7 protein-coding genes are annotated in these 14,043 nt (G+C 45.7%); 4 read left to right on the plus strand and 3 right to left on the minus strand.

Annotated elements, in window-relative coordinates:
* Window positions 1–218: 218 nt before the first annotated feature.
* Window positions 219–5,423, plus strand: coding sequence for an nSTAND1 domain-containing NTPase (locus QUA62_RS19610; protein ID WP_333406124.1), 5,205 nt, complete (start codon window positions 219–221; stop codon window positions 5,421–5,423).
* A 215-nt stretch (window positions 5,424–5,638) separates the two neighbouring features.
* On the plus strand, window positions 5,639–7,915 hold the full coding sequence (locus tag QUA62_RS19615; RefSeq protein ID WP_333406126.1) for an FdhF/YdeP family oxidoreductase: 2,277 nt from the start codon (window positions 5,639–5,641) through the stop codon (window positions 7,913–7,915).
* A gap of 161 nt (window positions 7,916–8,076) precedes the next feature.
* On the opposite strand, the gene QUA62_RS19620 is transcribed toward QUA62_RS19615, so the two are convergent.
* Together QUA62_RS19620 and QUA62_RS19625 are read right to left on the minus strand one after the other, a co-directional pair.
* Window positions 8,077–8,751 carry a glycosyltransferase gene (locus QUA62_RS19620; RefSeq protein ID WP_333406128.1) on the minus strand — a complete coding sequence of 225 codons (675 nt, stop codon included), beginning with the start codon at window positions 8,749–8,751 and terminating at the stop codon, window positions 8,077–8,079.
* A 31-nt stretch (window positions 8,752–8,782) separates the two neighbouring features.
* Window positions 8,783–9,250: a glycosyltransferase family A protein gene (locus QUA62_RS19625; protein ID WP_333406130.1), complete on the minus strand. Its 468-nt coding sequence runs from the start codon at window positions 9,248–9,250 to the stop codon at window positions 8,783–8,785.
* A 625-nt stretch (window positions 9,251–9,875) separates the two neighbouring features.
* Between QUA62_RS19625 and QUA62_RS19630 the strand changes: the two genes are divergently transcribed.
* Together QUA62_RS19630 and QUA62_RS19635 are read left to right on the plus strand one after the other, a co-directional pair.
* Window positions 9,876–12,419 carry a protein kinase domain-containing protein gene (locus tag QUA62_RS19630; RefSeq protein WP_333406132.1) on the plus strand — a complete coding sequence of 848 codons (2,544 nt, stop codon included), beginning with the start codon at window positions 9,876–9,878 and terminating at the stop codon, window positions 12,417–12,419.
* Window positions 12,407–12,553: a hypothetical protein gene (locus QUA62_RS19635; RefSeq protein WP_333406134.1), complete on the plus strand. Its 147-nt coding sequence runs from the start codon at window positions 12,407–12,409 to the stop codon at window positions 12,551–12,553. The genes QUA62_RS19630 and QUA62_RS19635 overlap by 13 nt, the downstream gene beginning before the upstream one ends.
* 71 nt (window positions 12,554–12,624) lie before the next feature.
* Here the strand turns inward: QUA62_RS19635 and QUA62_RS19640 are convergent, their stop codons facing one another.
* Complete coding sequence (locus QUA62_RS19640; RefSeq protein ID WP_333219608.1) at window positions 12,625–14,037, minus strand: hypothetical protein; 1,413 nt, start codon at window positions 14,035–14,037, stop codon at window positions 12,625–12,627.
* Between the last annotated feature and the right edge of the window lie 6 nt (window positions 14,038–14,043).

The raw sequence follows: 14,043 nt of genomic DNA on the forward strand, positions 1-14,043 counted from the left end.
TTAACTATGCCATTGTTCGCTGGGATTGGCGATCGCAAAAACGGTTACAAATCAGCTTAGATCAACCGCAAAAAGGGTCAGCACTTTCTGAATTTCACCTTTCCCATGCGGTCAAATCCTTCTTCCTTCTTTTTCCTCGCTTGCGAAGTAGAAGGGCATTCTTTCTGGCTTCGGCAGTTGACAGCACCTCTTCTGAAAAACTTTTTCAAATATTAATTATGATGAATTCGCATTGTCAGCAAGACACCGCAGCACAGCAAAACAAAAGTTCGCTGCAAACTCTCTCCCGGACTCTGAGAATGTCTCAGGGGCAATTTTCGCTGATTTTGGTGCGGTGCAATTACAGTGCGATGAGAGAGGAAATTGTACGGCAATTGCGGGAGGCGTCTGATATCGAGATTCTAGAAATTGTCCTCCCGCCATCTGTTAAAACTCTTTACACGACGATAGAAACCAAACTTTCCTGCAGCCATCCGGCAGCTTTAATGGTGTTTGGATTGGAATCGGTAAGGGCGATCGATCGACTGCTGACTTCTACCAACTACGTGAGGGAAGAATTTCGGAATAATTTTCCCTTCCCGGTGGTGCTGTGGGTGACCGACAAAATATTAAAAAAACTGATTCGGTTAGTAACAGATATCGAGACTTGGACGACCACTGTTGAATTTGTGATCGGCCCCGACGACTTGGTGGATTTCCTGGGCAAAAGTGCCGATCGCATTTTTTCTAATATTTTAGAAAGTGGCAATTGGCGTTTAACTAATTCTGCCATTCTCGGAGCCAATTCTTTGAGTGAACTAGAGTCGGCTAGCCAAGACTTGCAAACTTGCAACATCAGGTTAGAACCAGCTATTGAAGCGAGTTTGCAATTTATTCGCGGTCGGCACGAATATGCTTGTCACCGCATCCCTGCGGCTATTGAATTGTATCAAAAAAGTCTCAGTTTTTGGAAGCATCAAGTAGCGTTTATTGGGTCTAAAACACAATTTAGCGATTTGTTATTTACCGTTCACCCAGCACCGGTGTTAGAGGGAATTCTGCTATTCCACATCGGTCTTTGCTACCGCTTCCAAGCCGAAAAACACCGCAGCGGCAACCGTCCTTACTGGACGGAAGCTAAGAATTATTTTCAGGAATGTATTAATGTTTTAGAACGGGCGGGACGGTCGGATGCCGTTGGTATATTCATCAATCAACTTGGCGAAGTATTGCAGCATTTAGAAGATTGGGATGCACTCTGGAATTTAGCTATCAAAGCTCGGAGGTTACATGAAAATATGGAAAATTCAGCAGTTAACTTGGCTCAAGATTACGGCTTTTTGGCTAGAGTAGCCTTAGAGCAGAAGAACTGGCAAGGGGCGAAAGAATGGGCTTTAGTGGCTCTAGACGTTCTCAACTCTAATTTAGAAGCGACGGGACAGGGTACCCCTGTAAAGTCGCAGCATCTAGGCTTGTATCTGTTAATTTTAGCAGAGGCCCAGAGTCAGTTGGGCGAGATGCAGGAGGCGATCGCGCATTTAGAGCTTGCTCGCTCGGAAACCGAAGCGTGCTACAACCCGCAACTGTATTTGCGGGTTTTAGAAATGCTGCGATCGCTCTATTTTCAGCGGGGAGAATATCTCAAAGCCTTTCAAATTAAGCAAGATTATCGAGCGGTGGAACACACGTATCGGTTCCGAGCTTTTATTGGAGCTGGAAAGTTGCAGCCGCACAGAGAAGCGATTAATTCCGTCGCCGAAACTCTTGCCGGCGCTGCTACTATTGCTGACGAAATTACAGCTTCCGGCAGAGAGCAAGACCTCAACCGCTTGATATATAGGATGAACAATACCCCCGACAAACTGACAGTAATTTACGGTCAGTCTGGAGTTGGCAAAAGTTCAATAGTCACGGGAGGATTAGTACCAGCTCTCAAACAAAAAAAAATAGAAATGCGGACTGTTTTGCCGATAGTGCTGCAAGTTTACAACAACTGGCCGCGGGAATTGACCAGACAGTTATCTGCTGGGAAAGCTGAAATATTCGATCCGGAAATTTCCGAAGCCGTACCAGAAACTGCTCCGGTAGATTTTCCAGTAGAAGCAGGCGCAGTCGAGGGAAATCTTATTTCGGGATTTCACAGTGGCTCGACTGGGAATAATGAGGCTCAAAGGGAGCAGTCACAGCCAGTAGAATTAATCATAGAACAACAGGCGATCGAATACGAAAATATTCTCAAGGAGCTGAAAAGAAATTCCGAACATTTAGTGACTGTGCTGATATTTGACCAATTTGAAGAATTTTTTTTCGTGTGGAAAGAGCCAGCGGAAAGGCAGATATTTTTTAATTTTTTGCGGGGATGCTTGAAAATTAAATATTTAAAAGTCGTTCTGTGTTTGCGGGAAGATTACCTGCACTATTTGCTAGAATTTTCCCGACCAAAAAACCAGACCGGATTGGGTAATAATGATATTTTAGAGGACATTCTCAGCAAAAATATTCTGTTTTATTTAGGAAATTTTTCGCTGGTCGATGCGCGATCGGTAATTCGCACTTTAACTGAACGAGCGCAGTTTTACTTAGAACCGGATCTGATCGAAGAATTAGTCAAAGATTTAGCTGGAGAACTGGGAGAAGTCCGCCCGATAGAACTACAACTTGTCGGCGCTCAACTGCAACAAGAGGACATTAGAACTTTAACTCAATATCAGGAACTCGGCAACAATCCGCAACAAAAATTAGTCGAAAGGTTTCTTGAAGAGGTCATCAAAGATTGCGGTCCGGAAAATGAAGTTGCAGCGCGCCGAGTTTTGTATTTTCTAACAGATGAAGACGAGATCCGTCCCCTCAAAACCCGCGCCGAATTAGCCTCTAATTTAGCGACATTTGCCGAAGCTGACAAATTAGATTTAGTCTTAGAACTGTTAGTAAACTCGGGTTTAGTTTTTCGATGGACGGAACTGCCTGCTGAGCTTTATCAGCTCGTTCACGATTATTTAGTTAGCTTCATTCGCCAGCAGCAAGAATTAGATAAAAAGGCAGAATTTGAGGAACTGCGAAAGCAAAACCAAATTAACCGAGATGAAATTGAACAAATTCGCAAAGACAGAGAGCGAGACGCTTTGCTGTCGGAAGCTAGAGACAAACAGCGCCAAGCCCGAGACAAACAGCACGAAGCGGAAGCTCAACTTTACCACACTCGGAGATGGCAATTGCGGGCGGCGGTTCTAGGAGTGCTTGTACTCGGAGGTGTTTCGGCGATGGCATTCGAGCAAGCGAAACTAGCAGAAAGCGCGCGGCAAGAAGCAGAAAAAAGTCGGACTGATGCCCTAAATTCGGCGTCGGAAGCTTTAGTGCTTTCTAATGAAAAAAATCAATTAGGAGTGTTGGGAAATAGTATCAAAATCGGCCGTGATTCTCAGAAAAGTACAGCGCTGCCTGTGGACACTAAAAATCAAATTGCTGAAAGACTCAGACAAGCAGTTTCCGGGGTGCAAGAACGCAACCGTTTCGAGCAGCACAGCAAGTTTGTTTTGGATGTGAGTGTCAGCCCCGACGGCAATTTAGTTGCTTCGGCAAGTGCTGACAAAACTGTTAAATTGTGGAGCAAAGAAGGTAAGTTATTAAAAACTTTCAATCACCCAGATAGCGTGACGAGTGTTAATTTTAGTCCCGATGGGAAAACGATCGCTACTGGTTGTGCCGATCGCACAATTAGAATTTGGCAAGTAGATAACGACAAAAGTGCGATCGGCATTTTATCCGGCCACCGCGATATCGTCACCAGCGTCAGTTTCAGTCCCGACGGCAAAACCCTAGCTTCCGCCAGTCACGACAACACCGTCAAAATCTGGAACCTGGCGAACAAAAAATTGCTGCAAACCTTAACCGGACACAAAGACTGGGTGCTCGGCGTCAGTTTCAGCCCCGACGGCCAAACAATAGCATCAGCAAGTGTTGACAAAACTGTCAAACTTTGGAACCGAGAAAGTAAAACCCAAAAATTTACAATTAATCCCAAAACATTAACCAAACATTCTGACATTGTGTACAGCATTAAGTTCAGTCCAAACAGCCGAGAACTCGTCTCAGCAAGTGCCGACACCACAGCTAAAATTTGGAACCGAAACGGTGAGGAAATCAGAACTCTCAAAGGACATAACGATGAAGTTGTCAGCGCGAGTTTCAGTCGCGACGGCAAAAAAATTGTCACCGGCAGTGCAGACGATACGGTGAAAGTTTGGAGTCGCAGCGGCACTTTGCTCAATACTTTTCGAGGACATCAAGACGACGTAAGGGCCGTAACTTTCAGCGGGGACGGCACTATTGCTTCCGCAAGTAAAGACAAAATAGTGAAAATTTGGAAACCGGACAGCACTCCGCTGAATAAGATTTTATCTGGACACGAAGACTGGGTTTACAAAGTCAGTTTTAGCGCTGATAGCAAAACAATTGCTTCTGCTAGCGGGGACAAAACCGTGAGACTTTGGCGGGCTGACGGCAGTTTATTGAAAACCTTAGAAGGTCACAAGGATTCTGTTACCTGGGTTAGCATTTCCCCTGATGATAAAACAGTTGCTTCGGCGAGCGATGACAAAACAGTGAAAGTCTGGAGTTTAAACGGCAAACTGTTAGATACTCTCAGCCACAGCGGCATTGTCAGAAGCGTGAGTTTTAGTCCTGACGGAAAGATAATTGCCGCCGCCAATGCCGATCGCAAATTGTACCTCTGGCGCTGGAACGGTTCTAAAGCAACTTTGTTTGCAAAACTCGATCACAGCAATCCAGTAATTAGCGTTAGCTTCAGTCCCGACGGCAAAACTATTGCTACTGCTACCGCTGCTGAGGACAAGGCAAGCGGGAAGAAAAAGGCTTTTGAAATTACCGGAGAAAAGAGAGTTTACCTGTGGCAATTTAACGGTTCGTCGGCGAAAGCTTTGAAAACTCTCGACCACCAAGACAGCGTTAAAAATGTTAGTTTCAGTCCCGATGGCAAGACTATTGCTGCGGCTTGCGCTGACAAAAAAGTTTACTTGTGGGGGTTTGATGGAAAGGTGGCGGATTTAACTGAAAAACTCGACCACAGCGATACTGTAGAAAGCGTGAGTTTTAGTCCCGACGGCAAGTTGATTGCGGCGGCGAGTGGGGGAAATACTGTTAAGCTGTGGGAGTTTAATGGCAAGAAGGCGCTGCTATCTAAGACTTTGGAATCGAGCGATCGCGTGTTGAGCGTTACTTTTAGTTCTGATAGCAAAACTCTGGGTTTTGCTAGTAGGGATAGGACTGTAATTCTGTTGCCTGTGGAGAATTTGGAACTAAATAATATCATTGCTCGCAGTTGCGAGTGGTTGGGAGATTATTTGCAGAATGACCCGAATGTTGCTGAGGGCGATCGACTGCTGTGTCTTGGGTTTGGGAAGCAGGCGTTAAATAAGAGGAAGTAAACCCTGTTTGTAGTGAGGACTTCAGTCCTCTCTCTGTGGATGAATAAGGACTTGCATTCCTGACTGCGAACCTGGAGTTGAATTTAGATTAAAAAATATATGTGTTGACTGGTGTTTTAGGTTGTAAATTTGCGGTAAAATTCTAGTAATAAACTTAACTTCTTTGGCGCTTCGCCCGCCACATCAATCCGCAATACAAACAAAAGGTAAACCGCATGGATGTCAACTCCCCAAATGTCCACCCAATCCCGCCATTCAGCGAGACAAACGAGGAAACACCAGAGATAGGTGGCGGTTTGCCCATAATAGAATATTGGGCAAAACATACATTGTCCCCGGAAGGCCCGAAACTTTGGAAAACTTTGCTGCACAAAAGTGCCTGTTTGTCGTGTTCTTGGGGTACTGGCGGGCAGAAAGGAGGTTTTACAAATGAAGAGGGCGAAAAACTTCAGCGCTGCATGAAAAGCGTCGAAGCAATCTCCGCTGAAATCAAGCCGGCTATCTCAACTCAATTTTTTGAAAAGCAGAGTATTGCACAACTTCAGCAATTAACTTCAATGGAAGCAGACAGGTTGGGAAGGCTGAGTTTTCCGATGATTTTGCGGGCTGGTTCATCTCATTACGATCGCATTTCTTGGGAAGAAGTTTATCAAATTGCCGAAGCTGCTTTTCGCAAAACCCCCGAAAGAGTGGCATCTTACAGTTCCGGTCGCTCTTCCAACGAAGCCGCTTTTCTGCTGCAATTGATGATGCGGGCGATGGGTTCCAATAACTTAGCAGATTGTTCCGATCTCTGCCACGCTCCCTCGACAATCGGGTTAAGCGAAATGTTTGCTACCCGCACCTCGTTAGTGAGTCTAGAAAACTTGAAGGAAGCAGATTGCGTCGTGCTAGCGGGCAGCAATTCTTCCTACAACCATCCCCGTTTGATGAACGAGTTAATTAAAATTCGCGACAAAGGCGGTAAAATAATTGTAATCAATCCGGTGATGGAAATCGGGTTAGTCAAGTTTGGTTCTCCGGCATTTCCTGTCAAGTCGCTCATCCCCGGTTCCGATATTTCCTCCTTATACTTGCAACCAATTCCCGGCAGCGATACGGCGCTATTTGTCGGCATTCAAAAGTCTATAATCGAACAAGGATTGCTGGACGAAAAATACTTGCAAGCTCATACAGAAGGCTGGGAAGCAGTAGTCCAGCACGCCCGCGAAACCGATTGGGAAACTATTACTAAAACCTGCGGAGTTTCTCAAGCAGAAATTGAGGCTGCCGCCAAAATTATCGGCACGTCCCAGCGGGTTGTATTCGGTTGGGCGATGGGAATTACCCAACACGATAACGGTGTAGATAACGTTTTCAGCATTGCCAATACTGCGTTAATGACAGGAAATGTCGGCAAAGAAGGGGCGGGATTAATGCCCGTCAGAGGACACTCAAACGTCCAAGGATTCGGCTCTATGGGCGTCACTGTGAAGCTGAAAAAAGAAATTCAACAAGCTTTAGAAAAGTTATTGAATCGTCCCCTCAGTCCTGTTAAGGGCTACGACACTCGATCGCTCATTGAAGCAGCAGATGCAGGCAAAGTCGATACGCTGATATGTCTGGGCGGTAACTTGTATGGGGCAAATCCAGATTCAAATCAGGCAAAACAGGCTTTAAGCAATGTTGAAACCGTTATATACCTCGCAACTAAACCGAATTTAGGGCATTTTCACGGCTTGGCAAAACACAATACAATTGTGATTCCTGTACTGAATCGCTTTGAAAATCCCCACAAAACCACGGTGGAAGCCGGTAATAATTTTGTGCGTTTAAATGATGAGGGTGAAACTCATCTCAAAAATGCCGATCTGATTCCCGAAGTACAATTTTTGACGGAATTAGCGAGCAGAATTCACGGCGATTTTCCCGTGGATTGGCGCCAACTTCAAGACACAAAATACGTTCGGCAATTGATTGCTAAAACTATTCCGGGCTATGAAAAAATAGCGACAATTGATGAAACCAAAGAGGAATTCACCATCGGCGGTCGCATTTTTACAGAACCTAAATTTCCTACAAAGTCTGGGAAAGCGAAGATGTTTGTCACGCCTTTACCGAAGCTGAAATTACCGGAAGCGAAAGAGTTTGGAGTATCGGAATCAACACAGGGTATTGTTGTGGCATTGATGACGGGACGCAGCTATTCTCAGCACAATACTGTCGTCTACAAAATTGATGACAAGTACCGGGGAATGCCGCACCGCAACTGCATTTTGATGAACCGCGCGGATGCAGAAAGCGCGGGTTTGCAAGAACATCAGCGGGTTACGGTGCAGGGAAATGTGGGGAAAATGGAAAATGTCGAGGTGATTTACGGGGCGGTTCGTGAGGGTGCTGCTTTGATGTTTTATCCTGAAGTTAATGTGATTTTTCACCCGGAGATTGAAAAGCGATCGGGCACGCCTGCTTACAAGCGCGTACCTGCTTTTGTATACGCGGAAGTTCGGTAACGGATTCTGTAACGGATGTAATGGATGTTATGATTAGCTCTGCCTTCTGTCTTCTATAACTCACATTTTAGATGATTTTTAAGAACACGCAAGATGCTTGTTCCACAAGGAGTTAATTTTTTGTAGGGTGGGCATCTTGCCTGCCCCTATGCAAGTCTTAATTAACTCTTAATTTGCAAAGTTCTACCGCGCCAAGTCCATCCCCAACCAGTTTCAGTTTTAATCGCAGAACCGATCGCAATCGCCGCCACTAACGCACCTCCCAAACCTCCCAACCACCAGTATTTCGTCGGACATTCAGACATCTGGGCACCCAAGCGGCGCAAAGTGTAATGCTGCCAAATTACGATTAAGGATAAACAAATAGTTAACCAGGTAATTGGCAATTGGTAATTGGTAATTGGTAATTGGTAATTGCTGATTGCCAGAATTTCTGCGAAGTCCCCGTTAGCCAGCAAAATAGCTAATGCCAACCACGGCATAGGATAAAGAAATAACTTAATTGCAGCCATGTAAAACATCAAGCCCCAACTGCGGTTAGCGGCGAGATACAGATTCTTTGTCCAGCCTTCCCACAATGCGCTCCAAGACCGATACATCCGCACGGATGCCAAATTTGGCCCGGAATAAAGTCCGAGCTTTAAACCCGCACGTTTGATGCGTTTAGCTAATTCCACATCTTCCACAATTTCGCCGGCAACTGCTTCGTGACCGCCTATTTTTTCGTAGCCCGAGCGCCTAAATAACATGAACGGCCCGCCGGCAAAAGCACTGTCTGTTTTCGAGGGATCGTTGACGGCGGTAAAGTCGTAGCAAACTGCTAGGTGATTGAACATTATCGGCTGCACCAACCACTCGGCAAAACACTCACTTTCCCAGCGCTGGCATACAGGTGAACAAGTCTATTTTCTCGGTTTCGGCTGTGGCGATAGCGGTTTCGATCGCCGCCGGTTTGAGTCGCACGTCGGCATCGATAAATAATAAGAAGTCTCCGGTTGCTATTTGAACAGCTTGGGCGCAGGCCCAGTTTTTGCCCGCCCAATATTGGTTGGTTGGTCGCGGCTGACCTGCTAATATTTTAAGCCGGGGGTCGTTGAGATGCTGTTGCAGGGTTTGCCCGATCGCTAGTGTGTCGTCAGTCGATCGATCGTCTACAATCAAAACCTCTAGGTTCTCCACAGACAGCGGTGTACTCTCCAAAATGGCGATCGCGCAATCCCGAATATTCTCTGCCTCGTTGTATGCTGGTACGATTACCGAAAATTTAGGGAACTGCGCGGCGGACTCCGGTGACAGCTTAGCCAAACTTCTGTCGGTTCGAGGCGCATTTTCCACTGATCGGCGCAAGTTCTTAGTGTAAGCTCTACTTACAATCAGAGAAAAAATTAGCAGGGTTAACAATATCAAAGCGAACAGACCTCAAATTTTCGGTACACGATTTGTCTCCCTAAATATTAAAAAATATTAAAACAAAAAGCTAGTCGATCGCCCGAAAAGTTATTTTGACCGCCTCTTTTGCTATAATTTGTGAGCATCTTTCGGCTCGCTCGCAGCGAGGGGTCAGACCCCTCACCCATACAGCGACCGAAAAGCCGAGGATAGATATCAGTTGTCAGAGGATATTGGAATGGGCGAATTTTTGACAGTCGATGTGTTGGCGAACGGGATAGCCGTACTTGGTGCTTTCGGTTTTTTCTTTTTAGGATATCAAGCTTTGCAGATGTTGAAAAAATAAAGTATGGAAGAAGGAAGAAAGAAGAAGGAAGAAGGAAGAAGGATTAGCTCCTTGTTCCCCCCAAACCCCTAAAAAAAGGTGAGTAGGGGGTGGGAGAAGAGCATTCTTTCGCTCCCCTCAAACCCCTGAAAAAGGAGGATTTAGGGAGCGAAACTCAAAGACAAGTGACTCAACAGTGCAACTGTTTCTTGCGAAAATCAACCAAAAAAAGGCTGCGTTATTATCATGGTGAGCCAACTTTTAGATGGACGCTATCAAATCATTGAAGTCATAGAAACAGGAGAATTTGGACAAACCTATCTGGCAAAAGATATTCGCCGTCCGGGAGAACCGCAGTGCTTTGTCAAGCACCTGCGTCCCGGTACCACCGAACCGAAATTAATTAATACTACGCGCCGTCTTTTTCAGAAAGAAGCAGAAGTTCTAGAAAGGCTCGGTCAACACGACCAAATTCCTCAGCTATTCGCTTATTTTGAAGAAAATGAAGAATTTTTCTTAGTTGAATCCTTTGTTGCCGGTCACTCGCTATCAACCGAGATTGTACCGGGCAAGCCTCTGAGCGAAGAAAAAATGATTTCTTTGCTGAAGGAACTGTTAGAAATTTTAGTGTTTGTACACGGACAGGGAGTAATTCACCGAGATATTAAACCGGCAAATTTAATCCGTCGCTATTCAGATAACAAGTTAGTTTTAATCGACTTTGGCTCGGTGAAAGAAATTCACATCGCTCAAAGACAAGCACCGGTAACTGTGCGGATTGGCACGCTGGAATATATGCCGATCGAACAATTTCAATACAACCCGCAACTCAACAGCGATATCTACGCTTTGGGAATGATTGGCATCCAAGCAATGACGGGTTTGCCGGCTTACGATTTGCCTAAACTGCGGGATTTGAAAAATTCTAATAAGGGCGAAATTGTTTGGCGGCATTTAGCCACGTGTTCCCAAGCGCTGGCCGATGTTTTGGATAATATGGTGCGCTACGATTTTCGGGAGAGATACCAGTCGGCGGCGGAAGCTTTAGCCGATTTGAGGAAAATTGGCGATCGCTCGCGGGCGCGGATTCCCAAGCTGACAATATATCGCGAAGAAGTCGATCGGCGCAGCAGCAGCCGGGGTGATATTACAGTCGTCGGTCGTAGAATATTAGATGAACTGCGCGTCAGTTTGGAATTGCTGCCAGAAGAAGCAGAGGCGATCGAAGATGAGGTATTGAACCCTTACCGGAAATACAGGCAAAAAGGCGAACGCTACGAACAATCACTGCAAGAAGCAATGCAGCAAGAATATCCCTTTTCTCAGGAAACTCGCGACGAATTAAAACGCTTGCAGCAAGTTTTAGGGCTTACCGACGAAGATGCCGCGAAAATCGAAGAATTAGTCATTCCTAAATCTTTATTTGCTAAATTGTACAAGGCGATCTCCACAGTTTTGGAGGGACACCGCAACCCCAGTGGGCCACCAGCCAGCAGCGCCCCTCAACTCGAATTGCAGGCAAGTCCGGCGGTATCCTCGCAGGTAAATCTGAACGGAAAAACCGATTTCTCGTTAGCGCAGCCCGCCCCTACGGGGGCTACGCCAACGGAGAGGCTCGCTAGCCCCACAGCACTTGTCCCCAAAGAAACTCGCAAATTCAATCCTTATCTCGCCGGGGCAACAATTGCGGCTATCTTAGCTGCGATCGGCGGAATTTACGGATATCTCAAGTGGCAAGAATGGGAGCAGCGATCCCAGAAAGAATCCCAACAGCTCAATCAAATTGCCGCTCTCTATAAAGCCAGCAATTATGAAGACTGCATCAGCCAAATACCAACAATTGCCAACACTTCCAGCAGCTATGCGTCCGCTCAGGAGTTACAGGAACAGTGCCAAGCAGGTCTGCGGTGGAAGAACGCCAAAGTCAAAAATTTCGCTCAGCATTCAGATGCAGTTGGGTCTGTTGCTTTCAGTCCAGACGGCTTAATGTTAGCCAGCGGTTCTAAAGACAAAACCATCCAAATTTGGGATTTAGCTACAGGCAAGTCGATCCGCACTTTTCCAGGAGATTCCTCCACTATTTGGTCGGTTGCTTTTGACTCAAACGGTACGAAACTGGCGACTGGAACCGGTTTTTGGCGAGTCATGCTGTGGGATTTGAAAACAGGGCAAGTGATTCGCAGTCTCGACCACACTGCTTCTGTGTGGTCTGTCGCTCTCAGCCCGGACGGACAGCTTGTTGCTAGCGGTAGCGGAGACAAAACCACGAAGATTTCGGATGCAGCAACTGGCAGTTTGATTCAGAATTTTCCCGACCATACAGATTTTGTTTATTCTGTTGCTTTCACTCCCGATGGAAAAAGTTTGGTTAGCGCTTCTAAGGATAAAAAAATTACAGTTGTTGATGTAGCAACGGGGAGCTTGCTCAAAACTATTGAGGGACACGGCGACGCGGTGAGGTCGGTGGCTGTTAGCCCGGACGGCCAGACAATTGTTAGCGGTTCCTACGATGAAAGTATTAAAATCTGGAATATCGAAACAGGAGATTTAATTCGCTCTATCCAGGGACATTCTGACGATATTGTCTCGGTTGCTATCAGCCCGGACGGGAAGTTTATTGCGAGCGGGAGCAAGGATAAAACTATTAAAGTTTGGGATTTTGCTACCGGAGAATTGCTGAATACTTTGACGGGACATTCCGATGAAGTTTATGTGGTGACTTTTAGTCCTGATGGCAAAACTATTGCTAGCGGTTCTAAAGACAATACTATTAAGTTGTGGCTGAGGTAATCAGAAAGAAGGAAGAAGGAAGAAGGAAGAAGGAAGAAGGAAGAAGGAAGAAGAAAGAAGGAAAAATAGTCCTTGACGCACAGACTATACTTGTAGGGTGCGAAGTGCGTACCTTGTTACTACAGATAGTGTAACAATTGAAAACTTGTGTCCAGGACTGAAGAAGTCAGTCAACAGTCAACAGTATCCATTAGTCACTGGTCATTTAATTCCTAAGATTAAGCTCGTTTTTTAAGGTTTGGGGAAAGTGCCAATAAGGCGTTTCTAATTCGTCCTCAGTTGGATAATTTTCAGTTGATTTCTCTCGGATTTGAAAAAAGTGGTAGAGGTTCGCCACAGTTAAATCGGATATTTCTTGCCAATTCGAGGCAGCTAAAGCTTGATAGCCCGTAGCGATCGCCTGCTGGCTGATATAAAATTCGTATCTCCGGCGGATTTCCGGCGACACAGCGAAGGTTAGCTGGTCGCGCAAGGATAGAAAGTGAGACTTTTGCTTTAAACTTTCATAAAGTGAAGGTTCCGCAGCTAATACCGCGAATGTAGTGTACACGCTGCTTTTTAAACTCTCGCCGGTGAGTTTATCTAAACTAGCTAACTGGTGCTGCTCTTTTGGAGACAAAGTTTGCATCCAATCAACCTCATTTTGCCAAAATTCTATTACACTTAAATCATGACCGAGAATCCTAGTAACTTCAGGAAATAAAAAATCTAGTTCGGGTTCGGATTGACATCCTTTAACAACAGTTAGAAGATTTTGACAAATTTTTGATTGGAGTTCCAGCAGGCGATCGCTCACCATCTTGTAGGCCCGCTGCAACTGAAACGTGACCCCGATCGCCTGCTCGATCGCCCAAACACATTCCATTTGCCTGAGCTGTCCAGCAGAAGACAGCCCCTCCAACAAACTAGGATTATCATAAATTTTTAAAGCCTCAAACAGCATATCTCGCCCGCTATTAATTTCGGAATTCCGAAGTTTAATATCTGGCACAGTCAGGGCTGACTGACAGCGTTTGATAGCTTTAGAAAAAATCTCGTAACCGTTAACCAGTTTCTGGCGGTGCATTTCAAAATTAGAGTCGTGAGCCACCTTAAAAATCTGCTGGATTACCTCTACTCCCCTATCTTTGAGGATGTGTCTGAGATCGATAAATCCGTCTTTAATTTTTAGCTTCTGGTGCTTTGCCTCTTCTCGGATTTTTAATACTTGGTTGAGGTTTACTGCTGACAAAACTGTGCTCGATACAGTGCCAATACCAATGACAGCAGCAGTCGCTTGCATCACTGCCAAATTAATTTTCAGACAGTTAAGCATTCTGTATATTTTTTGAAACCCCTGATGAGTTTGAGCAACCTGCAGCGGCGCCAGTGTCACGTACACGGGAGCTACCAGTGGCTGTATGGGCCCACCTCCGGCTAACTGTGCGAGCAATCCTATAACTCCGCGATCGGATAGAGTTTCACTTCTTGATTGATAAAAAATTTTTGCAAGCTCCACAAACTCCCCTGTCACCGGATCTCTAGCTGCCGGGAGCAATTTTCCTGTTTTGGCAGCAGGCTGTACTAGGTTGCCACTATTGAGTCGCGCCTGAGTTGCAGGAGTGAATATATAATCCATGTGGTG

This window comes from Microcoleus sp. MON1_C1 (assembly GCF_036701945.1).
Taxonomy (GTDB): Bacteria; Cyanobacteriota; Cyanobacteriia; order Cyanobacteriales; family Microcoleaceae; genus Microcoleus.

What these genes read in the sequence shown, in the direction of transcription:
- QUA62_RS19615 (WP_333406126.1), top strand. Translation starts at nt 5,639, where the DNA reads ATGGATGTCAACTCCCCAAATGTCCACCCAATCCCGCCATTCAGCGAG.
- QUA62_RS19620 (WP_333406128.1), bottom strand. Translation starts at nt 8,751, where the DNA reads ATGTTCAATCACCTAGCAGTTTGCTACGACTTTACCGCCGTCAACGAT.
- QUA62_RS19640 (WP_333219608.1), bottom strand. Translation starts at nt 14,037, where the DNA reads ATGGATTATATATTCACTCCTGCAACTCAGGCGCGACTCAATAGTGGC.
- QUA62_RS19630 (WP_333406132.1), top strand. Translation starts at nt 9,876, where the DNA reads ATGGTGAGCCAACTTTTAGATGGACGCTATCAAATCATTGAAGTCATA.
- QUA62_RS19610 (WP_333406124.1), top strand. Translation starts at nt 219, where the DNA reads ATGATGAATTCGCATTGTCAGCAAGACACCGCAGCACAGCAAAACAAA.